Below are 24,828 nucleotides of genomic sequence, written 5' to 3'. Positions count from 1 at the left end.
GCTCACTGCCCGAGCCGCCTACGGTGGCGCCATGCACGAACGCTTCGGTCCGGTCCGGAACTGCTTCCACGATCTGCTCGCGACCGGCCGGGAGTCCGGCGCCAGCCTGACCGTCTGGTACGACGGCCACCCGGTGCTCGACCTGACCGGCGGCTCCCGCACCGGCGCGGCGGGCGGCGCGGCGGGCGGCGACCCGTGGCGGCCGGACACGCTGGTCAACGTCTACTCCGTCGGCAAGCCGGTGGCCGCGCTCTGCCTGCTGATGCTGGTCGACCGGGGGCGGGTCGACCTCGACGCGCCGGTCGACCGGTACTGGCCGGAGTTCCAGACCCCGGCCACGGTGCGCCAGGTGCTGTCGCACACCGCCGGGCTGCCGGCCTTCCCGGTACCCCGGCCGGCCACCGCGATCGCCGACTGGGCGCTGCTCGCCGGGGATCTGGCCGCCGCCGAGCCCGAATGGGCGCCCGGTTCGGTGGCCGGGGAGCACGCCTGGACGTACGGGCACCTGGTGGGCGAGCTGGTCCGCCGGGTCGACGGCCGGCCGGTGGGCCGTTTCCTGGCCGACGAGATCGCCGGTCCCTGGCGGCTGGACCTCGGCTTCGCGCTGTCCGAGGCGGACCAGCGGCGCTGCGCGGACCTGCGGTACGGCGACCCGCAGTGGCCGGTTCGGGCGCTCGGCGAGCCGGGATCACTGCGGGCACGGGCCATGGGCAACCCGGCCGGCGGTCAGGATCTCGCCGTGCTGAACACTCCGCTCTGGCGGGGTGCCGAGATGCCGGCGGTCAACCTGCACGCCACCGCGTCCGGCCTGGCCCGGCTCTACGCCGGCCTGCTGGCCGGCGGCGTCCTGGACGACGTCCGGCTGTTCGGCCAGGACCTGGTGACCGAGGCGACCCGGGTCCAGTACGACGGGCCGGACCTGGTGCTGGACCGCCAGGTCGCATGGACGCTGGGCATGCAGTGGGAACAGGATGGCAGCTGGGGCATGGGCGGCCTCGGCGGCAGCAGCGCGTGGGCCGACCCGGAGCGCGGCTACACCTTCGCGTACGCCACCGCCCGGCTGGCCGAGCACGACCGGGTGGACGAGCTGGTCGAGGCGCTGCACTCGGTGCTCTGAGCTGCCGCCCCATTCCGGGTGATGAGCACGATCGCGGTGCTCGCGGTCACCGGGCCGCCGGGTGGACCGTCGGCCCGGGAATCGTGACCGGGGTACCGGTCGAGGTCAGCAGCGCGCGGGCGGCCACCGCCATCCGGCGTCGCTGCGGCACCAGGGCCCGCCGGGTGAAGACGTCGTAGTCCTGCGCGGCCACCTCGTCGAGGATGCCGCCGTAGAGCGCGTACGCGGTGCGCATGCAGGCCTGCGAGGCGGGCGCGAGCATGGTGATGCCCGGCGCGGCGGCGGCGTAGTGGGCCTGGGCCCGGGTGACCTCGTACTCGATCAGCTCCCGGGTCCGGGGGGTACCGCGCCCCCGCACGCGGGCCCGGGCCAACTCGTCGCGGGTGACGCCGAACTTCGCGAGGTCCTCGTCCGGCAGGTAGGTGCGGCCCCGGTCGAGGTCCTCGGCGACGTCCCGGATGAAGTTGGTGAGCTGGAAGGCGAAGCCGAGCTGCCGGGCGGGCTCCCGGGCCGCCGCCGGGTCGGAGCTGCCCAGGATCGGCAGCATCATGGTGCCGATGACCGCCGCCGAGCCCTCCATGTAGTCGAGCAGGTGGTCGTAGGTCGGATACGCGGCGACGGTCAGGTCCATCGCCATGCTCTTCAGAAACGACGCAAAATCGTCCCGGTCGAGATCGAAGACGGCGATCGTGTGCAGCACGGCCGGCAGGAGCGGATCGTCGACCGGCGCGCCGTGCAGACCGGCCACGAACCGGTTGGCCCAGTCGTCGAGCCGGGCGGCCCGCTCGGCCGGCGGCAGGTCCTCGGTGCGGTCGACGATCTCGTCGGCGTACCGGGTGAACCCGTAGAGGGCGTGCACGTGTCGCCGTTTCCACGCGGGGAGCAGCCTGGTGGCGAGATAGTAGGTGCGGCCGTGCCCTCTGTGCAGTTCGCGGCACCGGTCATAGGCGGCGGTGAGATCCGTGTCCACCGGGCCTCCTCCCTTATCGACGCACCAATCGACGCAACTCGTAACCCTAGGGTACGCTCGGCCGCATGGCCAACGACGCAGTTGCGGGTAACGCGATCCGCCTGGCGCCGGACCGGCCGGGCGACGGGGACGATCCGGTCCGCGCCGTGCTGGCCGCGTACACCAAGGACCTGATCACCGCGGTGGACGACACACTGGCCACCTTCCTCACGGCCGAGGTCGACACGTTGGGCGAGATCGACCCGGCGATGGGTGGCTTCGCGGCGGCCGCGCGGGACGCCGTCCTGGCCGGCGGCAAGCGGATCCGGCCGACCTTCGCCTACTGGGGCTGGCGCGGAGCGGTCGGCGGCACCGAGCCGCTGCCACCGGTGCTGCCCGCGCTGGCCGCGCTGGAGCTGCTGCACACCTTCGCGCTCGTCCACGACGACGTGATGGACGCCTCCACCACCCGCCGCGGCCGGCCCACCGCGCACGTGGCACTCGCCGCCCAGCACATCGCCGCCGGCCACCGGGGCGACCCGGACCGGTTCGGCGAGGCCGTCGCCATCCTCATCGGCGATCTCTGCATGGTCTGGGCCGACCGGCTGCTGGCACACGCCGCCGTGCCGCCGGCCCGGCTGTTCGAGGTCCGCCGCTGCTACGACCAGATGCGGGTGGAGACGGTCGCCGGGCAGTACCTCGACGTGCTCGGCGAGAACGACGCCGTCAACTGGTCGGTCGACCGGGCGCTGCGGGTGGCCCGCTACAAGACGGCCAGCTACACCGTCCAGCGGCCACTGCTCTTCGGCGCATGCCTGGCGGGGATGCCCGCCGACGACCCGCTGGTCACCGCGTACACCCGCTACGGTGTGGCCGTCGGTGAGGCGTTCCAGCTCCGCGACGACCTGCTCGGCGTCTACGGCGACCCGGCCGCCACCGGAAAGCCGGCCGGCGACGACCTGCGCACCGGAAAGCCGACCGCACTGCTCATGCTGGCCCGGGAGCTGGCCACGCCGGCCCAGCTCGACGCGCTGGAACGGGCGAGCGGAGGGCCCGTCGACCGGCTCGCCGAGCTGGTCGCCGAGACCGGCGCGGTGGCCCGGGTGGAGCGGATGATCGCCGAACGGGTGGGCGACGCGCTGGCCGCGCTCGACGCCGCACCCGTGGACCGGACGGCACGGACCGCGCTGACCGGGCTGGCCGTCGCCGCCACCAACCGGCGGGCCTGATGGGCAACTTTCTCAAGGAGGTGGGCACGTGCGGACGGTGACGGGACGGACCGACCGGGTGGTGGTCGTCGGCGCCGGGCTGGGTGGGCTGGCCTGCGCGCTGCACCTGGCCGGCAGCGGTCGGCAGGTGACCGTGATCGAGCGGGAACCGGTGCCCGGCGGGCGGGCCGGCAGGCTCGCCGTGGACGGGTACGAGTTCGACACCGGCCCGACCGTGCTCACCATGCCCGACCTGATCGCCGAGGCGCTCGGCGCGGTCGGCGAGGAGCTCCGGGACTGGCTCGACCTGACCCCACTCGACCCGGCCTACCGGGCGTACTACCCGGACGGCTCGACCCTCGACGTGCTCACCGACACCACGCGGATGGCCGCCGAGATCTCCCGGGTCTGCGGGCCGCGTGAGGCCGACGGCTACCTGCGCTTCGTCGACTACGCGCGGGAGTTGTGGCGGCTGGAGCGGGCCGACTTCATCGAACGCAACCTGGACGCGCCGACCGACCTGATCACCGGCAACCTGCTCAAGCTGCTCACCGGCGGAGCCTTCCGCCGCCTCCAGACGAAGATCAACCAGTTCTTCCGGGACCCGCGCACCCAGCGGATCTTCTCCTTCCAGGCGATGTACGCCGGGCTCGCCCCGCACGACGCGCTGGCCATCTACGCGGTCATCGCGTACCTCGACTCGGTCGCCGGGGTCTACTTCCCACGCGGCGGCATCCACGCGGTCTCCCGGGCGATGGCCGGCGCCGCCGAGAAGCACGGCGTGCAGATCCGGTACGACACCACCGTGACCCGGGTGGAGACCGCGAACGGGCGGGCCACCGGCGTGCTCACCGCCGACGGCGAGCTGGTGCCGGCGGACGTGGTGGTGCTCAACCCCGACCTGCCGGTCGCCTACCGGGATCTGCTCTCGGCCCCCCACCAACGCCGGCTCACCTACTCGCCCTCCTGCGTCGTCCTGCACGTCGGCTCTCGGCAGGGCTATGCGAAGATCGCCCACCACAACATCCACTTCGGACGCGCGTGGAAGGGCACCTTCGATGAGGTCATCCGGCGGGGCGAGCTGATGAGCGACCCGTCGCTGCTGGTCACCAACCCGAGCCGGACCGACCCGTCGGTGGCCCCACCGGACCGGCACACCTACTACGTCCTCGCGCCGGTGCCCAACCTCGACCGGGCCCCGTTCGAGTGGCGAGGTGACCTGACCCGCCGCTACGGCGACCAGCTCATCGGCACCCTGGAGGAGCGCGGCTACGTCGGCTTCGGCGACGGAGTGGAGGTGCTGCAGGCCATCACCCCCGCCGAGTGGGCGGAGCAGGGAATGGCCGCCGGCACTCCGTTCGCCGCCGCGCACACCCTCTTCCAGACCGGCCCGTTCCGCCCGTCGAACCTGCACCGCGACCTGTCGAACGTGGTCTTCGTCGGCTCCGGCACCCAGCCCGGCGTCGGCGTACCGATGGTGCTGATCTCCGGCAAGCTCGCCGCCGGCCGCATCACCGGGGAGGGCCGATGAGCAGCCGCGAGAACCACCTCGTCGAGCTCGTCGACGACGCCGGCCGACCTCGTGGCGAGGTCACCGTCGCGGCCGCCCACCAGCCGCCGGGTCAACTGCACCGGGCCTTCTCGGTGCTGCTGGTCGACCCGGACGGTCAGGTGCTCCTACAGCGGCGGGCCGCGGCCAAGACCCGGTTCCCGCTGCGCTGGGCCAACTCCTGCTGCGGCCACCCCCAGCCCGGTGAACCGCTCGCCGAGGCGGCCAACCGGCGGCTCCGCGAGGAGCTGGGCGCCGGCCCGGTCGAGCTGACCGAGGTGGGTGTCTACGTCTACTACGCCGAAGACCCGGCCACCGGGCGGGTCGAGTTCGAGTACGACCACGTGCTGAAGGGCGGGTTCCTTCCCGGCGCCCCGCTGCTGCCCGACCCGGACGAGGTTGCCGAGCTGCGCTGGGCCGAGCCCGCCGCCCTGGAGGCCGACCTCGACCTGGACCCCCGCTCGTACGCACCCTGGCTGGGCGGGGTGGTGAACCGGCTGCTGCGCCCCTCGGGGTCGGCGTCCGGCGTACCCGGCTCGGCTGTGACCCCGTCCGGATCGTCGGCGGAGAACGCGGCGGAGCGGTCGGGTGGCCGATGAGGCGCTGAGCGCGGGCGCCGTCGCGCGCCGGCTGGGGGTCGCGGTCACCACGCTGCGCACCTGGCACCAGCGCTATGGGCTCGGGCCCAGCGAACACATCCCGGGCCACCACCGCCGGTACACGCCGGCGGACCTGGCGCGCCTGGAGATCATGCAACGGCTCACCGCCGAGGGCGTGAGCCCCGCCGAGGCGGCCCGCTGGGCCCGCCAGACACCGGATCCGATGCCCGCCGACGCCGTCCGTAGCCGGATCCGCACGCCCGGTCGGGACGGCGGCGGAAGCATCCCGGTGGGGCGCGCCGGCCCCGCCGCCCGCGGGCTGGCCCGGGCCGCCATGCGACTGGACGCGGCGGCGATCAGCGAGACGATCGCGCACACCCTGACCGCCAGCGGGGTGGTCGCCACCTGGGACGGCCTGCTGCGCCCGGTGCTCGCCGGCATCGGCGAACGGCACGCCGCCACGGGCGCCCTGATCGAGGTCGAGCACCTGGTCAGCCGCTGCGTCTCGGAGGCGCTCGCGGCGGCCGGCCGGGCCACCCCGCCGACCGGACCGGCCCGGATCCTCCTCTCCTGCGCCGACGAGGAGCAGCACAGTCTGCCGCTGGAGGCGATGGCCGCCTCGCTCGCCGAGGCCGGGGTCAGCTACCGGATGCTGGGCGCCCGGGTGCCGGTGGCTGCCCTCGTCGAGGCGGTCACGCGTACCGGCCCGGCCGCCGTGGTGCTCTGGTCGCACACCCGGGCCACCGCCGACCCGGCCCAGCTCAGCGCCCTGCTCGCCGCGCCCCGCCGCCCGTTGCTGGTGCTCGCCGCCGGCCCCGGCTGGCGGGCGGACACCCTGCCCGCCGGGGTGGTCCGGCCGGTCGACCTGGCCGAGGCGGTCTCGCTCGCCGTCGCGGTCCGCGACTCGCTGGACCAGTCGAGGGGGGACTGACCGGGCTGTCCGCCGTCGGCGGCGTCCACTAGCGTCTGGGCGTCCGCCTACCCCGACCCCCCGGGAGCGAGCAGATGCAAGCCCGCGCCGTCCTGGCGTCCGTCCTCGCCGTGGTGCTGGTCCTGTCCGGCTGCGCCCAACCCGGCGGCACCATCGCACCCGCCGGCCCGCCGCAGCCGGCGGAGTCGACTGCTCCGCCCACCCCGAAACCCGCCACGTCGCCGCGCCCCACCCGCACCAAGCCACCGCTGCGCCCGCTGCCGGCGAAGCTCCCCGGTGGCCTGCGCCGCAGCACCGGTGTGGGCCCGGTCGCGTTGACCTTCGACGACGGCCCCAGCCCGGCCTGGACGCCCAAGGTGCTCGACCAACTTCGCGCCGCCCGGGTGACCGCCACCTTCTGCCTCGTCGGCCGGGAGGTGCAGCGCCACCCGGAACTGGTGCGGCGGATCGTCCGGGAGGGGCACCAGCTCTGCAACCACAGTTGGCGGCACGACCTCGACCTGGCCCGGCGGCCGATCGCCGAGATCCGAGCCGACCTGGCCCGGACCAACAAGGCCATCCAGGCGGCGGCTCCGGGCGCGCCGGTGCCCTTCTACCGGCAACCCGGCGGCCGGTGGACGGCAGAGGTGCTGGGGGTGGCGAAGGAGCTCGGCATGCGTCCGCTGCACTGGAACGTCGACCCGCAGGACTGGGACAAGCCCACCGCCGCCACGATCGCCAAGCGGATCCACTCCGCCGCCCGTCCCGGCGCCGTCGTGCTGCTGCACGACGGGGGCGGCAACCGGGCCGCGACGCTCGCCGCCTGCCCGCACGTGATCGCCGACCTGAAGCACCGCTTCGGCATCACCCGACTCAAGTAGACCGGTCCTGACCTGCGGTTTTGGGCCGACCTGCGGGTCCCGCCATACCGGTTTTGTCGACCGACCAGGGATCACGTATGCTTTCCAAGCCTCCGGCGGGGCCGGATGGGAGCAAGTCCGCTTGAAGTTGCGAATGTGCAATGATGGCGGGGCCGCCCTCATCGTCTAGCGGCCCAGGACGCCGCCCTTTCAAGGCGGTAGCACGGGTTCGAATCCCGTTGGGGGCACGACCGGCGCAAGCCGGAGCAACACAAGCTAGGTCCTGTGGAGCAGTTGGAGTGCTCGCCGCCCTGTCAAGGCGGAGGTCGCGGGTTCAAGTCCCGTCAGGACCGCAGCGCCGACGCCGCGCCCAGCGCGGCGTTCTGCGTATCGGAGCGTGTCACCCTGCCAGCGGTTCATCCGTTTGGCGGGTAGCATGAGCCGAGCGACACGGCCAGGTAGCTCAGTTGGTACGAGCGTCCGACTGAAAATCGGAAGGTCGGCGGTTCGACCCCGCCCCTGGCCACATAGCCTTTCGCCGGGCTACAGAGGTCCCCACCAGCGGAAACGCAGGTGGGGATCTTGCTGTTGGCCTCGTGCGCTTCGGTCGGCCCCACCTGTCGCTGACGACCACTCTTGGCCGGTGATCACCGCCACAAATCGCACGTGGATCGCACATTGTCGCGCGACTGCCCCGGCACATCCTCATGTGCGGTTAGCGGCGAAGCAGCGCGAACGATCCCGCCGCCGTCACCAGCAACAGCAGGGACACCGCGAACAGGGCGCGTCCGACCGGAAAGGGCATGGGGATGAGGAAGGGCGCCTGTTGGACCACCAGGCCGGCACCGATCATGGCCTGGGCGCTGCCCATGCGCAGGGGCTGAGACCGCTGGCTCGGTGTCAGGCGTGCCAGCCGAACCCAGGCTGCGGGGAACCGTCGCGACACGGCCACCCGCACGCCCAGTACAACTGAGGCGAGGCCGAGGACCACGGCCACCAGGCTCAAGGCGACCATGACCGGGTCCCCGTCATCCAGACTCATGCGGCCATCATCGAAGGGGTGGTCAAGGTCGCAGTCGTACGAGAGATGGCACGGCGGCTCCGGGCGGCACTCCCGCGAATGTGGGTGGCCTGAAACTGATCCGGAACCAGCTGCATGGCGACGTTACGAACTGGAGGCTCCGCCTCCACTGTCCATCACCCGCTGCCAATGGAACCTGTCTTCCCGCACCTGCCACAAGCGTCGACAGCGGGGGCACTCCTCGACCCTCCGGAAGCGCCGACCGCTGGGTTCCCGCCCCGGGACAGGCGGAGGAAGATGCCGGCGACACCAACAGAACAGATATTTGCGACTGCCCATGAGTCCTGAGTATCCACGCCTGGCGGGCCGATCTCACTGCCCGCAGCGTCGCCTAGCTCCGCTCAACCGAAGGGATGGTTCTCGGCCCGCCCTCCACCCCGAGATACCAGCGGGTTCCCGGTGGAGCGAGCGGCAGGGTTCCGTGGACGAGGTCGATCAGAGCATGCCCGCCGCCGCGTACCTCCGCGCCGGGCCGTCACAAGCGGCCTGTCACTGATCCCGGCGCCCCTGCTGGCGGTGTTGCGCCATGCCGCCCTGGATCGCCTCCCACACGCTGCGCCCGGCCTGCCGCAGCGTCTCCCCCGCCTGCTCGGCGAGCTGCGCCGCACTCTGCGCGGCGGCCTGCGCCCCGCCCGGCACGCCACCACCGCCCTGACCGCCGTCACCATTCCCGGACGGGCCGGGTCCCTGCGACGCGCCAGGCTCGTTGCGGGGTTTTCCCTCCGATGGCTGCCCCTGCGGCCGCTGACCCTGCGGCGCCTGACCCTGCGGCGCCTGACCCTGCGGCGCCTGGCCCTGCGGCTTCGCCCCCTCAGGCTTGGGCTCCGTCGGTGGCTGGCCCTGCGGTACCTGCCGCTCAGGCTTCGGCCCCTCCGGCGGCCTGCCCTCCGGACCGGTGGGTTGCGCCCGGCCCTGCTCGCCGGCCCCGGGGCGACCCGGACCCGGTCGCAGCCGGTCGGCGGCCGCGCCGGCCTGCCGACGTACATCATCGGGTACGCCGAAGCGCCGAGCCGACCCGGTGACCTCGGCGGCTCCCGCCGCCAACTGCTGGGTGCTGCGATTGACGTCGTCGATCACGGCACCGGCCGACCGGGAGAGGGAGTCGATGATCTGCGGGTTGTTGTCGATCGTCTCCAACGCCCGGCCCAGGATCTCCACCAGTTGCTCCAGCCGTACCCGCAGCTGCGCCTCGGCCTGCACCCCGTTGATGTCCAGCTCGACGCCCTGCAGGTGCACGCGGACGCCGGCGTCGAGCTGGAGAAGGTTGGCCAGCCGGGCTCGCAGCGAAAGGTCCGCGTCCAGCCCGTCCACCGCGAGCCGGATCGAGTCGACCGAGACTTTGGGGATGTCGAGCAGGACGTCGGGGTCGGCACCGCCGTTGGCCTGGCCCGGCCGGTCGACCTCCCGGTCCCGCTGCTGCGCGCTCTCGCTCATGCTCTCCCGCTCCGTCGCCACACCGGCCCGGTCGTCCGGGCCGTCGGGCGCGGTTACCCGCTTTCCAGCGGGGCACCCGTGTGTGACGACCCGACAACCCATTGTCCGGAACCGGGCACCTCGCGAAGCTGCACAGCGGGGCATCAGCCGGTATGGTCCGGGCCTATGGGACAGGGAATGGCTGATCCGGCCGACATCCGGCAGGACCTGGAACGGTTCTCCTTACGGTGCAGTTTCCTCGTCCCGGGTTCCGCCGAGCACGCGTTCGCGGTCTTCACCGACGAGCTGACCGACTGGTGGGTCACGGAGTACACCTGGTCCGGCCCGGAGGCTCTCGCCGAGCTGGGCATGGAGCCCCGGCCCGGCGGCATGCTCTACGAGATCGGCCCGTACGGCTTCCGCGCCGACTGGGGCCGGGTGCTCACCTGGGATCCGCCGCGCCGGCTGGTGTTCGCCTGGCAGATCGGCCCGGACCGGGTGCCCGTGCCGGACCCGGCCCGGGCCAGCGAGGTCGAGGTGCTGTTCCTTCCCGACGGCCCCGAGCGCACCCGCGTCGAGCTGGAGCATCGGCACTTCGACCGGCACGGTGAGGCGGCCGAGGGATACCGCAAGGCCCTCACCGCCGGTTGGCACGAGTTGCTCACCCGCTACCTCGCCACGGTGTCGCGCGACCACCCCACCGCGCCCGCCTGAGCGACGGCACGGGAGGTCAGCGGCCGAGGTGTCGCCCGGCGCCCCGGCCGCCGGTGAGGTCGCGGCCACCCAGGTCGGCACGGTGGCCAGCCTCCGCTCCGGAGCCGAAGCCGGTACCGGCCAGCCGGCGCGGCGGAGCGGTGCGCAGTCGCGGGTACTGCTCGGCGACCCGCCGCTGCACGCGATCGGAGCGGTCGGCCAGCACCAGCGCCACCGACGGCGTGCCCGATTCGCTGGCCGCCGCGGTCTCGGCCGCCCAGAGCCGGCCGCCGATCACCTGCGCGAAGCCGGCGAGCCAGGACCGCCGGAAGGCGGCCGGATGCTCACCGGCTGGCACCGCCGTGCCGGCCAGGCCGTGCGCCGCCTGCACGAGCAGCGAGGTGAAGAGCAGGTCGACCCGCTCCAGATCGCTGGCGAAGCCGAACAGGTGCAGCGCGAAACCGTTGCCCTGCCGCCGGCGTACGCAGCGGCAGCGCAGCGGTTCGGCGACCGCGGCGAGCAGGCCGACCTTGTCGCGGGCGTACGGGGCGACGATGTCGACCACCCGGTCGCCGACCGGGTCGGTGGCCGGGTCCCGGGCGGCGAGCAGCGCCCGGTCCACGCCGTAACGGGCGATCAACTCGGTGGCCTTGGCGGTGAACGCGGCCGACTCGGCGGGCGTGCAGGCCTGGTCCTCGGCCTGGGCCAGCAGCTTGCGGACCTTGCTGAGCATCGCCTCGGACATCCCCCAGAGCTATCACATCCGCCGGCCGAAGTCGGGGCCACGCCCGTATCGATCGATCCGAATCATCGTCACGATCGGCTCCTCCGTCCACTACGGACGGTCAACCATTTGCTCTCCGGAGGCATGCATGTCATCCCCGACCGCCCGCCTGCTCGCCGCCGCCGCCGCCGCAGCCACCGCGACGCTCGTCGCCGGCGCGCCCGCCCGGGCCGCCGAGGCCACCCCCGACGCGAACCTCTTCGCCCCGCTCGCCACCTGCTACGGCGGGGCGGTCCGGTCGTACTTCCAGACCGGCGGCTACGGCGGCCAGGCCGGCACCTACCGCACCACGAGCCGCTGCCGCGACATCAACGTGCGCAACGCCAGCGCGTACGGCACCGAAGCGTGCGTGATCTTCGTCGACAAGACGAGCGCCTGCAACTACTGGACCTACCTACCGGCCAATTCGGGGTGGATCACGGTGGCGACCAACGTGCGCGACGGCGTCAACTTCCGGGTCCGCTTCGACAACCTGCGCTACGAGTACGAGCCGCTGGTCGCGTACCACGCGTTCTGAGCGACCCACCCGGGCGCGGCGACCGGTCCCGACGGGCGCCGCGCCCGGGGGCCTCGTCAGCCGGACCGGCTGCGCAGGGTGGCGATCGTCGAGCCGGCCAGGGTGAGCAGGCAGTCGGGGAGCAGCCCGTCGGCCGCCGCCGCGCCGAAGAGCGCCTCCCCGGTCGGGACGTCCCGGTTGGCGTACGCGCTGACGAAGCGCGCCACCCAGCGGGTGTCGTACTCCGCCTGGTCGATCCCCGGGAAGTCCAGCGCACATCCACTGCCCGACGGTGCGTCACCGACCATCGTCGCGGCCAGGCACCAGGCGACCCCGTACGCGCCGCTCAGACCGGCACGGTCGACGACCGCGTCGAACGTCCCCACCACCGCGTCTCCATCCCCGGCCAGCGCCGAGCGAAGTACGGCGGCCGCGTCGTCGAACGTTTGCTGTGGTAGGTCGGTCACCCAGCGCACAGTAGGACGGGCGGTCAAGGCCTGCCCCGACCGTCACTGTCCGTGTTCAACGCGGGCGACCTGCGCATTACGTCACCTCCACGGTCCCGCCACTCGGCACGGCACGCTAATGTGCGCAGCGGACCTTCGCCGGAGGAAGGACGACCATGCTCTTTACACGCCGCTCGCGGGTAGCCTCCCTGGCCGCCTGCGCGACGATCCTGCTCGCCACGAGCGCTTGCGGGGATGACAAAGCCGAGGAGGGAAGCGCTCAACAGGTGCGCCTCTACGGCACGGACGGCAACATGCTCAACTCCTACCCTGCGGAGTTGAAGGAACGTGCCAATCTCGTCGACGGGATGAAGGGGACCACCCCGCTCACCCCACTGCCGGAGGACTTCAAGAGCCGGCTACGGTCCGTCGATCCGGCGCTGACGGACTACCTCTACTCGGCCGAGACGTACGACGCTGTGGTGATAGGGGTGCTCGCCGCCCAGTTGGCCGGAAGCACCGACCCGGCGGCCATCGCCAAGCAGATCGTCGGCGTGACCAACAACGGCCAGCGCTGCGAGGACCCGGCGACCTGCCTGGCGCTTGCGCGCGCCGGCCAGGACATCGAGTACCGCAGCGTGTCGCTGACCCGGGCGGGCTTCACCGACAAGGGTGAGCCGGCCACCGCGAGCTACGCCACGCTGACCTTCGACGGCCAGCAGATCAACGACGGCAAGACCGAGTTCGTCGGGGCGGGCACCGAGTCGGCGGCGAGCACCAAGGCGCCGCCGAAGCCGAGGAAGCAGCCCGCCGGCGACAACGCCGACCAGGAGCCGCTCGTCGTGGGCGGCCTGCTGCCGAAGACCGGTGACCTGGCGATCGCCTACCCGCCGATGGCCGCTGGCGCGGCCCTGGCGATCAGGGAGATCAACGCCGCTGGCGGCGCGCTGGGCAAGCCGGTGACCTGGGTGGACGGGGACGACGGCACCAGCCCGGCGGTCGCGAGGGCGACCGTGGCCAAGCACGTGGCGGACAACGTAAGCGTGATCATCGGCGCTGGCGGTTCGGGCATCTCCCGCGAGGTGCTGCCGGACGTGGTGAAGGCCGGGAAGATTCTGTTCTCGCCGTCCAACACCGACAGCGGCCTGACGGACGTGGAGGACAAGGGCCTCTACTTCCGCACCGCCCCGCCGGACAGCCTGCAGGGCCGGGCGCTGGCCGACGTGATCCTCCGCGACGGGTCGCAGAAGATCGTCATCGTCGCCCGCAAGGACTCCTACGGCGAGGGCCTTCAGGCCACCGTCCGTGACGAGCTGGAGAAGGCCGGCATCACCGCCGACCGGCTCAAGCTGCTCGCCTACGATCCTCCGGCCGACGCGAAGGCCCCGCCGGTGGACTTCAGTGGCGGCGCCAAGGAGATCAAGGACTTCGGCGCGGACGCCGTGCTGGTCATCGGCTTCGGTGAGTCCGCACAGGTGATCCGGGCGCTGGCCGACACCGGGGTGCAGATCCGGCACTGAGCACCGACCGCGGACCGCGACGGCCGCACCGGCTTCCCGCCGGTGCGGCCGTTTCCGTCCAAGGGTCAACGGCTGCGGCGACGCTCCAGGAACTCGGTCATCCGGCGGTGCTTCTCCTCGTCCTCGAAGAGCACCGCCTGGCTGACCAGGTCGAGTTGCGGGTGCGCGGCGGCGGGCGCGTCGACCGCCAGCTTCGTCAGCCGCAGCGCCAGCGGGGAGCCCTGGGCCATCTCGTCCAGCAGTCCGTGCGCCACCGTCAGCAACTCGCCGGGCTCGTCCACCACGCGGTTCACCAGGCCGATCCGCAGCGCCTCCGCGGCGTCGACCCGCCTGCCGGTGAAGAGCAGCTCCTTGGCCCGGGCCTCGCCGATCAGGGCGGGCAACCGGTGGGTCGCGCCGGCGCCGGCCAGGATGCCCAACCGCACCTCCGGCTGGCCGAAGACCGCCCGGGCCGTACACACCCGCAGGTCGCAGGCGTACGCCAACTCCGCGCCACCGCCCAACGCCGGACCGTCGACGGCGGCCACACTCGGCATCGGCAGCGCCCGGATCCGGGCGAAGGCGGCCGAGTTGATCGCGGCCAGCGCGTCGGTGCGACCCCGCTCGCGGAGCTGACCGATGTCGGCGCCACCGGCGAAGATGCCCTCCGCGCCGCCGGTGAGCAGCAGCAGCCGGGGGCGCGCCTCCAACTCCGCGCAGACCTGGTGGAGCTCGGCGATCAGGTCGGCGTCGATGGCGTTGCGCTTCTCCGGCCGGTCCAGCGTGACCACCAGCCGGTCAGGTCGATCCTCGATCCGTAGCCCGCTCACCGCTGTGCCCGCCTTTCGTTCGCGACTGCGGGGCTCGCAAGCTCACTCCTCGCGCTCACCGCTGTGCCCGCCTTTCGTTCGCGACTGCGGGGCTCGCAAGCTCACTGCTCGCGCTCACCGCTTGCCCCCGGCGTCCCAACGGTAGAAGCCGTGCCCGGACTTCTTGCCCAGCCGCCCGGCGGCCACCATCTCGACCAGCAGCGGCGGCGGCGCGAAGCGGTCCCCGTACGCGGCCTGGAGGGTGCGGGCGATGTCCAGCCGCACGTCCAGGCCGACGAGGTCGGTCAGCTCCAGCGGCCCGATCGGGTGCCGGTAGCCCAGCACCATCGCCTTGTCGATGTCGGCGGGACTGGCCACCTCGTCGGCGACCATCCGGATCGCCTCCAGGCCGAGGGTGACCCCGAGCCGGGAGGTGGCGAAGCCGGGCAGGTCGCGTACGACGACGGGGTCCTTGCCCAACCGGCCGGCGAGCGCGACGGCCGCGGCGGTGGTCTCCTCGGCGGTGGCCGGGCCGACCACGATCTCCAGCAGCGTCATCGCCCAGACCGGGTTGAAGAAGTGCAGGCCGAGGAAACTCTCGGGCCGGTCCAGGCCGGCGGCCAGCTCGCCGATGGCGATGCTGGAGGTGTTGCTGCCGAGCAGTGCCGGGCGCAGCGCGGTGGCGTCCCGCAGAACCGCCCGTTTCAGGTCGAGGCGCTCGGGCACCGCCTCCACGATCACGTCCGGGGCGGGAGCGACCTCGGCGAGGGTCGGGCGCAGCGTCACCCGCAGCCGGTTCGTGGCGGCCTCGTCGGCGCTCAGCTTCCCGCGCTGCACCGCCCGTTCCCACAGCTCGGCGAGACGGTTCAGTGCGGTCGCGCCCCGGTCGGGGTCCACCTCGACCAACTCGACGTCGTGCCCGGCCCCGGCCGCCACGTACGCGATGCCGAGGCCCATCGTGCCGGCACCGACGACCACGAAACGATCGCTCATCACGCCTCCCTGTCCCGCCCTGCGGCGCGCGGGGTCTCCGCCACGCCGGCCCGGGTGATCCGCCCGTTCCGCTCGCTCATGGTGCGACCCTATGCAGCACCGCGACCCGGCCCATGCGTGGGGGAGCGCGGGATCGGGTACTGACGGCCCGTCAACCGAGGGAAGGACCAGTCGACATGAGCCAGGCACCGGAGAGCGTCACCGACCCGGGCAGCACCGACGGGGAGACCGTGGAGACCCGAGGCGACGAGCGGGTCGAACTGCTGCGCGCCGACACCAACAACGACGGCCGCACCGACGTGTGGGTGGTGGACACCGACGGCGACGGCAAGGCCGACCTGTTCCAGTTCGACACCAACGGTGACGGCAAGGTGGACATCACCATGGTCGACATCGACGAGGACGGCACCCCGGACGAGGTGGTCGACGGCGACGGCGGCCTCCCACCCGAGCAGCTCCCCCCGACCGTCCAGGTCTGAGTCGTGCGCAGGGGCCCCTGTCATCGCCTGGCGCGTGACAGGGGCCCCTGCTGACAGCGACGGCCAGGCGGCGCGACGGGCGCTCAGCCGGCGAGGCGCAGGGTGGCCAGGTAGTAGGGGGCGTCGCGGTCGTCCACATCGGTCAACCGCCAGCCGCTGCCGTGCACCAGGCCGGCGAACTCGTCCGCCGAACAGACCAGGTAGTCGAACCACTCGGTGCCCAGCTCCCGGTAGCGCAGCCGCAGCCGGAGCTGCCCGCCCAACCGGCCACGGCGCCGGTTGCGCTCGTGGTAGCCGGTGTGCAGCGGGTCGCGGGTGCCGTACGGGTCGGTGCCGTGCGCGATAATCTGCGCCCCCGGCCGGGCCAGCGCGGCGAGCGCCGCCAGGAACCCGGGCGCCCGCTCCCGCCCCTCGAACAGCCCCAGATTGTTGCCGAGCAGCAGGAACGTGTCGTACCGCTGACCGTCGGCGACGTGCGTGTCCACGGTGCCGTGGACCAGGCGCCGGACCCCGCGGCGCCGGCTCACCGCCAGCGCGCCCGCCGAGGTGTCCAGCCCGGTGACCGGTACGCCACGCTCCTGGAGCAGTAGCGCGATCCGGCCGGCACCCGTGCCGATGTCGAGCGTCTCGCCCTCGGCGCGGTCCACCGCCCGGTGGTCGTACGGCTGCCAGTCCGCCGGCCCGTCGAGGTAGTGCGCGGCCGGCGCGCCATTGATCAGCCCGTCGTCGCGCTCGATGATCTCGATGACCGGCCTGGGCAGTCGCCCGCCGACCAGAGGTCGGGGTCCCACTCCGGTGGCCACGGCGAGCGTGTCCCGGAGCAGTTCGCCGACAACGTCACCGATTAGAGGCTCCCCCGTCACGACGTTCACGCTATCCGGCCACTCAGTGGCCCGCAGCGGCCGTATCCTGGCGGCGTGACCACGCTGGACCGGCTGTCGGCCGAGAAGTACATCCTGCTCACGACCTTCCGCAAGGACGGTCGGGCGGTGCCGACCCCCGTCTGGGCGGTCCGCGACGGAGAGGCGTTGGCGGTCTGGACGCGCGCCGACTCGGGCAAGGTGAAGCGGATCCGCCACAACGGCGAGGTGACCGTGGCGCCGTGCGACGTGCGGGGCCGGCCGCACGGTGCGGAGGTGCCCGCCCACGCGACGATCTACAACGGCGGCGACACGGGCCGGGTGCGCGACCTGCTCAAGCACAAGTACCGGCTGATCGGTCGGTTGAGCCTGCTCGGCAGCCGGCTGCGACGCGGCGAGGGCGGCACGGTGGGCATCCGGGTGACGCTGGCCGACGGGCGCGGCTGAGGCCGGGGCGACGAAGCCCGGACATGGAAAGAGGCGGCGGATCGAGATCCACCGCCTCTGACCGGAAAAACTGCTGCCGGCTCAGTCGCCCTGCCGCTGCTGCGGGATCTGGCCCTGCAGCAGCGCCCTGACCTCCGACTCGCGGTACCGACGGTGGCCACCCAGGGTGCGGATGGCGCTGAGCTTGCCGGCCTTGGCCCACCGGGTCACCGTCTTCGGGTCGACACGGAACATCGACGCCACCTCGGCCGGTGTGAGTAGCGGCTCTGGTTCGTGCGTTCGCGATGCCATCGGTCACTCCTCCACGTGTATAGACATCGGCCGGGGTCCCGCCGGCCGACGCGTCTCCCATGGTCCGGCTAGTCCCCGATGTCCGACATGGGCCGAACGGATGAAGGTCCCTAGACGGACGGATGAACCATGCCCGATTTTTACGACTTTTACACGGCAGAAAGTACCTTATTCGGACTCATGATCACGGTTCGTGATGCGTCAACTACGAGCACACCTCATCTTGGGAGCGCTCCTCGGGCGATTTGCCTTAGTTGCACCGCTCCAGCAACTGCACGGCACGCCACCGCGCGACCAGCTTGTCGTACGCGGCCGACGCCTCCTCGGCCTCACCGCGCGACAGCCCGGCAAGGCCACCCGCGACCAGCTCCGGCGAGTCGTCCGCGGTCAGCGTCTCGTCGGAGAGCAGGTCGACCAGACCGCCGTAGTCCAGCTCCACCACCGAACGCGGGTGGAACTCCTCCAGCCAGCGGGCCGCCTCCTCCACCGCCTCGGTGATCGGGGCCTCGCCCACCGACTTGCGCAGCACCGACAGCGCCCGTGACGAACGGCGGCGGGCCTTGGAGATCTCCGTGCGGTAGCGCAGCGCCCGTCGGCCCGGCTCGGTGACCAGATCCCGCTCCGTGGGGTCGAAGAGGACGAACCAGCGCAGCGGCACGCCCCAGGTCGCGATCTGCTCGTGCACGCGGGGCACCCCGTGCTCCAGCACCCGGGCACCGCTGCGCCAGTCGTCGACCACCGCCCTGGCCTGACCGGCGAGCACCGGCGGCACGAAGGCGTCGGCGAGCACCGAGGGCACCCCGTCCCGGGCGCTGAGCGCCGCCTCGGCGACCCGGATCCGCAGGTTCCAGGGGCAGACCAGCAGGCTGTCGTCCGTCTCCAGGACGTACGCCTCCTCCGGCAGGTCGGGCAGCCGGGTCCAGCCCGCGCCCAGCGCCTCGATCACCGCCGTCCGCTGCCGGCCTGGCCCCTCGACCGGAGCCACCGCCCGCCCCTCCGACACGTAGCGGCGCCAGTAGCTCTGGCGGTCGCGGTCGAAGGCGGTCAGCGGTTCGTACACGCGCAGGTAAGAAGCGAAGAGCGACGGCACGGCGCGATCCTCCCACGAACCGCCCCCGGACGCCGCCAGCGGCCGGACCACGCGCGCCGCAACGTGGGACGGCGGCGACGCGTCGGGCACCCTCAGGGCGGCCGATACTAGGCTCGACGGCACCGGCAGCATCCCCGCCGGGGTCCACCAGGTCCGCGTCCCACAAGGACGCACACCACTCCAGGAGCCAGTCATGGGCGTATTCGCGAGCACCGACGACCCGGTATCGACCGGTCACGAACAGGTCGTGTTCTGCCAGGACAAGCAGAGCGGGCTGAAGGCGATCATCGGGATCTACTCCACCGCACTGGGGCCCGCGCTGGGCGGCACCCGCTTCTACCCGTACGCCAGCGAGGATGACGCCCTCGCCGACGTGCTCGACCTGTCTCGTGGGATGGCGTACAAGAACGCGCTCGCCGGGCTGGACCTGGGCGGCGGCAAGGCCGTCATCTGGGGTGACCCCGAGCAGATCAAGAGCGAGGCGCTGCTGCGCGCGTACGGCCGCTTCGTGGAGTCGCTGGCCGGTCGCTACTACACCGCCTGTGACGTCGGCACCTACGTGGCGGACATGGACGTCGTGGCCCGCGAGACCCGCTACGTGACCGGCCGCAGCGTCGAGCACGGCGGCGCCGGCGATTCCTCGATCCTGACCGCCTGGGGCGTCTTCCAGGGCATGCGGGCCGCCGCCGAGCACGTGTGGGGCACCCCGAGCCTGCGCGGTCGCCGGGTCGGCGTGGCCGGTCTGGGCAAGGTGGGCAAGTACCTGACCGGGCACCTGCTGGAGGACGGCGCCGAGGTGGTGGCCACCGACGTCAACCCGAAGGCGCTGGAGTGGGTGCGCACCAACCACCCGCAGGTCACCCTGGTCGACGACGCCGCCGCGCTGGTCGCCGCCGACATCGACGTGTACGCCCCGTGCGCGCTGGGCGGCGCGCTGAACGACGACACCGTGCCGGCGCTGCGGGCCAAGGTGGTCGCCGGAGCGGCGAACAACCAGCTCGCCCACCCGGGCATCGAGAAGCTGCTGGCCGACCGGGGCATCCTGTACGCCCCGGACTACGTGGTCAACGCCGGCGGTGTGATCCAGGTGGCCGACGAGATCGAGGGCTTCAACTTCGACCGTGCGAAGCTGCGGGCGACCCGGATCTACGACACCACCCGGCAGATCCTGCACCTGGCGGACGCCGAGGGCGTTCCCCCGGCGGTGGCGGCGGACCGGCTGGCCGAGCGGCGGATGGCCGACGTCGGCCGGCTGCGCACGATCCACCTGCGTTGAGCGGCACCCGGAGGCGGACCGACCGGATCCGCCTCCGGGCCCCACGCCAGGAGTCCTGCTCGGTAAGCTGAGGCCCAGTCGAGTTTGGCGCGTTTTGTCCGGTGTCACGGGTGCTCTACGATTCGCTCCTTACCGGGTACACTGGGTGACGGCCGGATCGACGCGACGCGCAGAGCCGGCTGACGGTAACCCGAGGTGCCGAACGATGGCATCCCCATGTACCGTAAGAGCCACGAGAGATGCCTGACGTCATCGGGGCCCGCCTTCGGGCTGCCCCGCATTCTGTGCGAGGGGGTCGAGCCATGGGGCGCGGCCGTGCTAAGGCCAAGCAGACGAAGGTGGCCCGGGAGTTGAAGTACCACTCCCCGAACACCGACCTCACCGCCTTGCAGCGCGAACTGGCGGGTGCTGGTAAGTCTGAGCACCACTTCGACGACGACTCAAAAGAGTTTGTCGACGACGATGATGAGGATCACGCGGACGACGACCCGGATCCCTGGGTTCGTCCGACCCGCTGACCTCTCGATGCAGCTGAGCACGCGGTGACCCCCGCGTGCTCACGCATGTGTCCGTCGAGGGCGGTATCAGCGGCGACGATCGGGGGCCTGGCCCGGCGGGAGACTTCTCCGGCCGTTCGACAGGCCCCTGACCGCGGTCGCCCTCAGCGCGGCCGGTTGTTCCAGTTGTAGAAGGTCGGGATGTTCTCGAAGTGGTTCCAGGCGCAGACCGCGCTGGCGCCGTCCCCGCCCGACACCTCCGCCCGCAGCCGCCGCGCGTCCTCGGCCTCCTGAAGGAGCGCGACGAGCCCGGGGGCCACCTCCCGCACCCGCTCGGTGACTCCGTCCGGAGCGACATCCGCTTCGCTGTCAGGCAACCGGTGACTCGTGGTCTCGGGCATGCTCCAACACTCCCTCCAATAGGCGGATCTTGCTGTTGCGGCAGTGCTCGGTCTCCGTGCCGTCAAAACGCCCCAGCTCGAAGTAGCGGTTGGCGGCGTGGCCACCGCCACAGAAGCCGAAGTACGGGCAGGACGCCCGACACGCCTCCACCCCGGCCAGGAACTCGCTCACCCACGGCGTCGCCGGGGCGCCCATGAGGATCTCGGTCAGCGGGCTGGTCAGCACGTTGCCGCTGCTGAAGTCGCCGTAGCGGGGGTCGGTGAAGCCGGCCAGCTCCGGGGAGAGCACGGTCACCGAGCCGTCGTGCCCGATCGTGGGGATCGGATCGAGCTGGCGGGGCAGCACCCTGTCCGCCGAGTTGTCGAGCACCGCCGCCGCGTAGCGCAGCGACCACTCGATCTCGCGCAGGTGGATGCGGGGCTCCCGGCGCCAGGCCGTCACCAGTTCGGCCCAGAAGGCGGTGACCGCGGCCGCCTCGTGGCGGTTGTCGCGGGTGTTGACGCCCTCGGTCTCCTCGATGTTGACGCCCAGCACGTCGCAGCCCAGCCCGAGGAAGTACTCGTACAGCTCGGCGGCGAGCCCCGCCTCCGGCCTGGACACCACGGCGAGCGCGGAGAAGGGCAGCCCGTGCCGGCGCAGCGCGGCGACCCCACGCAGGATCCGGTCGTACGCCGGCTGGCCGCCCCGGTTGACCCGGTCGCCGTTGCGCTCCCGCGGCCCGTCCACGCTCACACTCACCCGCACCTCGTGCCGGGCGAAGAACTCGCACCACTCGTCGTCGATCAGCGTGGCGTTGGTCTGCACGTGGTGCTCGACCTGCGGCCCGAACGGCGCGATCAGGTCGGCCAGGTGCTCCCGGCCGGCCGCCAGCGGCTCACCGCCGTGCCACACCACGGAGAAGCGACCGACCGCCGCCCACGGGTTGACCGCCGCCGCCACCGCCTCGGCCACCGACACCGGCATCCGCCGGTCGGCGGCACGGAACGGCAGGTAGCAGTACGAGCAGTCGAGGTTGCAGAGGGTGGTGGGCTGCATGACGACGTACGACGGGACCGCGGCCAGACCGCGCATCCCGCTGAACGACTGTCCCCGAGCAGCCATTGCCCTCCTCCGCCTAGCCTGAGGGTGCCCTTCAGGCTAGGCGGCATTGGCCACTCGGGTGAAGCCCTGATCAGGTGCCCGTACGATCACCAGAGCGTGATCATCCGCGGGTGTGCTGGCCAACCATCTGCACGTTGCCGGTGCCCTCGATGATCTCGCCGGCCTGCCACGCCTCGACCCCACGGCCGGTCAGCGTGGCCAACGCCCGGTCGGCGTCCTCGGCCGAGACGATCGCGAACATGCCGACGCCCATGTTGAAGGTCGACTCCATCTCCGGGTCGTCGATCCGACCCTTCGACTGGATCAGGTCGAAGACCGGCTGCGGCTTCCAGGTGGACCGGTTGACCACGGCGTCGACGTGCTCCGGCAGCACCCGGACCAGGTTGCCGGGGATGCCGCCGCCGGTGACGTGGGCGAACGCCCGCACGTCGGCCTCGGCGATCAGCTTCAGGCAGTCCTTGGCGTAGATCTTGGTGGGGGTGAGCAGCTCCTCACCCAGGGTCCGCTGCCGACCGAAGTCGTCGATCACGATGTCCAGCCGCATCCGGGCCGCGCCGAGCAGCACGTGCCGGACCAGCGAGTAGCCGTTGGAGTGCAGGCCGGACGAGCGCATGGCGATCACCACGTCGCCCACCTCGACCCGGTCGGGGCTGAGGATGTCGCTCTCCTCGACCACGCCGACGCCGGTCGCGGAGATGTCGTACTCGTCCGGACGCAGCACGCCGGGGTGCTCGGCGGTCTCCCCGCCCAGCAACGCGCAGCCGGCGTAGCGGCAACCGTCGGCGATGCCCGCCCCGATCTCGGCGACCTTGTCCGGAACGACCTCGCCGGTGGCGATGTAGTCGAGCAGGAACAGCGGCTCGGCGCCGCACGCCACCAGGTCGTCGACGACCATCGCGACCAGGTCGATGCCGACCGTGTCGTGGATGTCCATCTGCTGGGCGATCACCAGCTTGGTGCCCACCCCGTCGGTGGAGGACGCCAGGATCGGGTTCTTGTACTTGGTCGTGTCCAGCCGGAACAGGCCGGCGAAACCGCCGAGGTCGCCGAGCACCTCGGGGCGGCGGGTCTGGCGCACCTTCGACTTGAGCAGCTCCACCGCGCGGTCTCCCGCGTCGATGGAGACGCCGGCGTCGGCGTACGAGACCGAGCGTTTGCGCGCCTGACGGCCGGCGCCGGCCGTCCAGGGCTGGCGGTCGCCGCCGGCGCCGGTCGGGCTGCTTCCTGCGCCGCTGCGCTCGGACACGTGCGTCACGGTTCTCCCCTTTGTGGTTCTCGGTGCCGCGCCGGCGGAGGCCGGGCCGCGCCGGTTGGTGCTACGGGCGGTTTGCGGTCACGCCACCAGGAGTGGCGACGAGCGAGCCGTTGGTGTGCGGAGCCTCCGGCGCCGAGTTGGCGACCCGTCGGCCCACCCCTTCGAGCACGTGCTTGCCGATCAGGTTGCCGGCCGGCAGCTCGATCGGGTACTCCCCATCGAAACACGCCCGACACAGCCGGGTCTTCGGCTGCTCGGTCGCGGCGATCAGGCCGGGAAGTGAGACGTAGCCCAGCGTGTCGGCTCCGATGGAACGCCGGATGCCGTCGTTGTCCAACCCATTGGCCAGCAGCTCGGCCCGGGTGGCGAAGTCGATGCCGTAGAAGCACGGCCAGCTGACCGGCGGGGAGGAGATCCGGACGTGGACCTCCAGCGCCCCCGCCTCGCGCAGCATCCGCACGATGGCCCGCTGGGTGTTGCCGCGGACGATCGAGTCGTCCACCACCACCAGTCGCTTGCCCCGGACGTTCTCCCGCAGCGGGTTGAGCTTGAGCCGGATGCCGAGCTGGCGCAGGGTCTGCGACGGCTGGATGAAGGTGCGCCCCACGTACGGGTTCTTCATCAGGCCGGCGCCGTAGGTGATGCCGGACGCCTCCGCGTAGCCAATCGCGGCCGGCGTGCCCGACTCGGGCACGGGGATGACCAGGTCGGCCTCGACCGGGTGCTCCTTGGCCAACTGCCGGCCGATCTGCACCCGCGCCGCGTGCACGTTGCGCCCGGCGATCGTGGCGTCCGGGCGGGCGATGTAGACGTACTCGAAGAGACAGCCCTTCGGCTCCGGCGCCGCGAACCGGGTGGACCGCAGCCCGTCCTCGTCGATGGCGATCAGCTCGCCGGGCTCGACCTCGCGCACCACACTGGCGCCGACGATGTCCAGCGCGGCGGTCTCACTGGCAACCACCCAGCCGCGCTCCAGGCGACCGAGCACCAGGGGGCGCACGCCGTGCGCGTCGCGTGCCGCGTAGAGGGTCGACTCGTCCATGAAGACGAAGCTGAACGCGCCCCGCAGCTGCGGCAGCACCTCCAGCGCCGCGGCCTCGACCGACAGGTCCGGTCGACTGGCCAGCAGCATGGTCACCAGGGAGGTGTCGTTGGTCGAGCCGTCCGCGACGAGGCCGCGTTCGGCGACCTCCTTCTCCAGCTCGGCGGTGTTGACCAGGTTGCCGTTGTGAGCCAGCGCGATGGTCGTGCCCGAGCTGGTCGACCGGATGGTCGGCTGGGCGTTTTCCCAGTTCGAGGCGCCGGTCGTGGAGTAGCGGGCGTGCCCGATCGCCAGGTGGCCGCGCAGGCTGGCCAGCGTGGGCTCGTCGAAGACCTGGGCCACCAGGCCGAGGTCCTTGTAGACCACCACGCCGGAGCCATCGCTCACCGCGATGCCCGCCGCCTCCTGGCCGCGGTGCTGGAGGGCGTAGAGACCGAAGTAGGTCAGATTGGCGACCTCTTCGCCGGGGGCCCAGACGCCGAAGACGCCGCAGGCGTCCTGGGGGCCGGGTCGTTGGGGGTCAAGGTCGTGGCTCAGCCGGCCGTCGCCTCGGGGCACCTACCGCTCCCTCATGCTGGTCTGGACCGGCCTGGCGGGGATCACGGGGCGGATCCACACTCCTCGGCCGGGACCACTGTCGTCGCCTGACAGTGTACGCGAACAGCTATCGATACAGAAAGTC

The 24,828-nt window shown here is 72.2% G+C and carries 27 protein-coding genes and 3 tRNA genes; 16 read left to right on the top strand and 14 right to left on the bottom strand.

The features are described 5' to 3' along the window. Nucleotides 1-31: 31 nt before the first annotated feature. Complete coding sequence (locus M8C17_RS15420; RefSeq protein WP_252417127.1) at nucleotides 32-1,117, top strand: serine hydrolase; 1,086 nt, start codon at nucleotides 32-34, stop codon at nucleotides 1,115-1,117. Between the two features lie 46 nt (nucleotides 1,118-1,163). Here the strand turns inward: M8C17_RS15420 and M8C17_RS15415 are convergent, their stop codons facing one another. Next, the gene (locus M8C17_RS15415) at nucleotides 1,164-2,087 is read right to left on the bottom strand and encodes a phytoene/squalene synthase family protein (RefSeq protein WP_252417126.1); all 924 of its coding nucleotides are present in this window, start codon (nucleotides 2,085-2,087) and stop codon (nucleotides 1,164-1,166) included. A gap of 65 nt (nucleotides 2,088-2,152) precedes the next feature. On the opposite strand from M8C17_RS15415, the gene M8C17_RS15410 reads away from it, so the two are divergent. From M8C17_RS15410 to M8C17_RS15375, 8 genes are all read left to right on the top strand, one after another. Continuing rightward, on the top strand, nucleotides 2,153-3,295 hold the full coding sequence (locus tag M8C17_RS15410) for a polyprenyl synthetase family protein (RefSeq protein ID WP_252417125.1): 1,143 nt from the start codon (nucleotides 2,153-2,155) through the stop codon (nucleotides 3,293-3,295). Between the two features lie 28 nt (nucleotides 3,296-3,323). Then, entirely contained in the window at nucleotides 3,324-4,805 is a 1,482-nt protein-coding gene (crtI, locus tag M8C17_RS15405; protein WP_252417124.1) for a phytoene desaturase family protein, read from the top strand. Further along, complete coding sequence (gene idi, locus M8C17_RS15400) at nucleotides 4,802-5,422, top strand: isopentenyl-diphosphate Delta-isomerase (protein ID WP_252417123.1); 621 nt, start codon at nucleotides 4,802-4,804, stop codon at nucleotides 5,420-5,422. The genes crtI and idi overlap by 4 nt, the downstream gene beginning before the upstream one ends. Beyond that, a complete protein-coding gene (locus tag M8C17_RS15395; protein WP_252417122.1) occupies nucleotides 5,412-6,353 on the top strand; it encodes a MerR family transcriptional regulator in 942 nt (313 codons plus the stop codon). Before idi ends, M8C17_RS15395 begins: the two co-directional genes overlap by 11 nt. Before the next feature lie 74 nt (nucleotides 6,354-6,427). Beyond that, the gene (locus M8C17_RS15390) at nucleotides 6,428-7,213 is read left to right on the top strand and encodes a polysaccharide deacetylase family protein (protein WP_252417121.1); all 786 of its coding nucleotides are present in this window, start codon (nucleotides 6,428-6,430) and stop codon (nucleotides 7,211-7,213) included. Nucleotides 7,214-7,367: 154 nt separating this feature from the next. Further along, nucleotides 7,368-7,440, top strand: a tRNA-Glu gene (locus M8C17_RS15385). Nucleotides 7,441-7,471: 31 nt separating this feature from the next. Beyond that, a tRNA-Asp gene (locus tag M8C17_RS15380) sits at nucleotides 7,472-7,545 on the top strand. A gap of 99 nt (nucleotides 7,546-7,644) precedes the next feature. Then, nucleotides 7,645-7,718: transfer RNA gene (locus tag M8C17_RS15375), tRNA-Phe, on the top strand. Between the two features lie 189 nt (nucleotides 7,719-7,907). Here M8C17_RS15375 and M8C17_RS15370 read toward each other — a convergent pair. Together M8C17_RS15370 and M8C17_RS15365 are read right to left on the bottom strand one after the other, a co-directional pair. After that, entirely contained in the window at nucleotides 7,908-8,234 is a 327-nt protein-coding gene (locus M8C17_RS15370; protein ID WP_252417120.1) for a hypothetical protein, read from the bottom strand. Between the two features lie 528 nt (nucleotides 8,235-8,762). Further along, nucleotides 8,763-9,707: a hypothetical protein gene (locus M8C17_RS15365; RefSeq protein ID WP_252417119.1), complete on the bottom strand. Its 945-nt coding sequence runs from the start codon at nucleotides 9,705-9,707 to the stop codon at nucleotides 8,763-8,765. A 165-nt stretch (nucleotides 9,708-9,872) separates the two neighbouring features. Between M8C17_RS15365 and M8C17_RS15360 the strand changes: the two genes are divergently transcribed. Next, nucleotides 9,873-10,400 (top strand): SRPBCC family protein, encoded by a 528-nt coding sequence (locus M8C17_RS15360; protein WP_252417118.1) that lies wholly within the window; start codon nucleotides 9,873-9,875, stop codon nucleotides 10,398-10,400. 16 nt (nucleotides 10,401-10,416) lie between these two features. On the opposite strand, the gene M8C17_RS15355 is transcribed toward M8C17_RS15360, so the two are convergent. After that, a complete protein-coding gene (locus M8C17_RS15355) occupies nucleotides 10,417-11,124 on the bottom strand; it encodes a DUF2786 domain-containing protein (RefSeq protein ID WP_252417117.1) in 708 nt (235 codons plus the stop codon). 127 nt (nucleotides 11,125-11,251) lie between these two features. Between M8C17_RS15355 and M8C17_RS15350 the strand changes: the two genes are divergently transcribed. After that, nucleotides 11,252-11,680: a hypothetical protein gene (locus M8C17_RS15350; protein WP_252417116.1), complete on the top strand. Its 429-nt coding sequence runs from the start codon at nucleotides 11,252-11,254 to the stop codon at nucleotides 11,678-11,680. 56 nt (nucleotides 11,681-11,736) lie between these two features. On the opposite strand, the gene M8C17_RS15345 is transcribed toward M8C17_RS15350, so the two are convergent. Further along, nucleotides 11,737-12,126: a hypothetical protein gene (locus tag M8C17_RS15345; protein ID WP_252417115.1), complete on the bottom strand. Its 390-nt coding sequence runs from the start codon at nucleotides 12,124-12,126 to the stop codon at nucleotides 11,737-11,739. 155 nt (nucleotides 12,127-12,281) lie between these two features. Here M8C17_RS15345 and M8C17_RS15340 point away from each other — a divergent pair, with 155 nt between their 5' ends. Next, entirely contained in the window at nucleotides 12,282-13,625 is a 1,344-nt protein-coding gene (locus tag M8C17_RS15340; protein ID WP_252417114.1) for an ABC transporter substrate-binding protein, read from the top strand. Nucleotides 13,626-13,690: 65 nt separating this feature from the next. Here the strand turns inward: M8C17_RS15340 and M8C17_RS15335 are convergent, their stop codons facing one another. Beyond that, complete coding sequence (locus M8C17_RS15335; RefSeq protein WP_252417113.1) at nucleotides 13,691-14,434, bottom strand: enoyl-CoA hydratase/isomerase family protein; 744 nt, start codon at nucleotides 14,432-14,434, stop codon at nucleotides 13,691-13,693. Nucleotides 14,435-14,548: 114 nt separating this feature from the next. After that, a complete protein-coding gene (locus M8C17_RS15330) occupies nucleotides 14,549-15,406 on the bottom strand; it encodes a 3-hydroxyacyl-CoA dehydrogenase family protein (RefSeq protein WP_252417112.1) in 858 nt (285 codons plus the stop codon). A gap of 176 nt (nucleotides 15,407-15,582) precedes the next feature. Here M8C17_RS15330 and M8C17_RS15325 point away from each other — a divergent pair, with 176 nt between their 5' ends. Continuing rightward, nucleotides 15,583-15,885, top strand: coding sequence for a hypothetical protein (locus M8C17_RS15325; RefSeq protein WP_252417111.1), 303 nt, complete (start codon nucleotides 15,583-15,585; stop codon nucleotides 15,883-15,885). 83 nt (nucleotides 15,886-15,968) lie between these two features. Here the strand turns inward: M8C17_RS15325 and M8C17_RS15320 are convergent, their stop codons facing one another. Beyond that, nucleotides 15,969-16,748, bottom strand: a complete 780-nt coding sequence (locus M8C17_RS15320) for a class I SAM-dependent methyltransferase (RefSeq protein WP_252417110.1) — start codon at nucleotides 16,746-16,748, stop codon at nucleotides 15,969-15,971. Nucleotides 16,749-16,802: 54 nt separating this feature from the next. Between M8C17_RS15320 and M8C17_RS15315 the strand changes: the two genes are divergently transcribed. Beyond that, the gene (locus M8C17_RS15315; protein ID WP_252417109.1) at nucleotides 16,803-17,192 is read left to right on the top strand and encodes a PPOX class F420-dependent oxidoreductase; all 390 of its coding nucleotides are present in this window, start codon (nucleotides 16,803-16,805) and stop codon (nucleotides 17,190-17,192) included. Between the two features lie 81 nt (nucleotides 17,193-17,273). Here M8C17_RS15315 and M8C17_RS15310 read toward each other — a convergent pair whose 3' ends face one another. Together M8C17_RS15310 and M8C17_RS15305 are read right to left on the bottom strand one after the other, a co-directional pair. Continuing rightward, nucleotides 17,274-17,483 (bottom strand): BldC family transcriptional regulator, encoded by a 210-nt coding sequence (locus M8C17_RS15310; RefSeq protein WP_007073996.1) that lies wholly within the window; start codon nucleotides 17,481-17,483, stop codon nucleotides 17,274-17,276. A gap of 250 nt (nucleotides 17,484-17,733) precedes the next feature. Further along, entirely contained in the window at nucleotides 17,734-18,573 is an 840-nt protein-coding gene (locus M8C17_RS15305; RefSeq protein ID WP_252417108.1) for a hypothetical protein, read from the bottom strand. 193 nt (nucleotides 18,574-18,766) lie between these two features. Here M8C17_RS15305 and M8C17_RS15300 point away from each other — a divergent pair, with 193 nt between their 5' ends. Together M8C17_RS15300 and M8C17_RS15295 are read left to right on the top strand one after the other, a co-directional pair. After that, complete coding sequence (locus M8C17_RS15300; RefSeq protein WP_252417107.1) at nucleotides 18,767-19,849, top strand: Glu/Leu/Phe/Val dehydrogenase; 1,083 nt, start codon at nucleotides 18,767-18,769, stop codon at nucleotides 19,847-19,849. A gap of 302 nt (nucleotides 19,850-20,151) precedes the next feature. Next, nucleotides 20,152-20,367 (top strand): DUF3073 domain-containing protein, encoded by a 216-nt coding sequence (locus M8C17_RS15295; RefSeq protein WP_030332207.1) that lies wholly within the window; start codon nucleotides 20,152-20,154, stop codon nucleotides 20,365-20,367. A 143-nt stretch (nucleotides 20,368-20,510) separates the two neighbouring features. Here M8C17_RS15295 and amcA read toward each other — a convergent pair whose 3' ends face one another. The 4 genes from amcA to purF form a co-directional block, all read right to left on the bottom strand. Continuing rightward, nucleotides 20,511-20,747 carry a multiple cyclophane-containing RiPP AmcA gene (amcA, locus tag M8C17_RS15290; RefSeq protein WP_252417106.1) on the bottom strand — a complete coding sequence of 79 codons (237 nt, stop codon included), beginning with the start codon at nucleotides 20,745-20,747 and terminating at the stop codon, nucleotides 20,511-20,513. Then, a complete protein-coding gene (amcB, locus tag M8C17_RS15285; protein ID WP_305884696.1) occupies nucleotides 20,716-21,819 on the bottom strand; it encodes a cyclophane-forming radical SAM peptide maturase AmcB in 1,104 nt (367 codons plus the stop codon). Before amcB ends, amcA begins: the two co-directional genes overlap by 32 nt. Nucleotides 21,820-21,949: 130 nt before the next feature. Next, the gene (gene purM, locus M8C17_RS15280; RefSeq protein ID WP_252417104.1) at nucleotides 21,950-23,104 is read right to left on the bottom strand and encodes a phosphoribosylformylglycinamidine cyclo-ligase; all 1,155 of its coding nucleotides are present in this window, start codon (nucleotides 23,102-23,104) and stop codon (nucleotides 21,950-21,952) included. A 61-nt stretch (nucleotides 23,105-23,165) separates the two neighbouring features. After that, nucleotides 23,166-24,704 (bottom strand): amidophosphoribosyltransferase, encoded by a 1,539-nt coding sequence (gene purF / locus M8C17_RS15275; protein ID WP_252417103.1) that lies wholly within the window; start codon nucleotides 24,702-24,704, stop codon nucleotides 23,166-23,168. Between the last annotated feature and the right edge of the window lie 124 nt (nucleotides 24,705-24,828).

The sequence above is a fragment of the Micromonospora sp. RHAY321 genome (assembly GCF_023896955.1).
GTDB lineage: Bacteria > Actinomycetota > Actinomycetes > Mycobacteriales > Micromonosporaceae > Micromonospora.
Note: the sequence above shows the minus strand (reverse complement) of the source record. Positions and strands in the feature narration are given on the sequence as shown.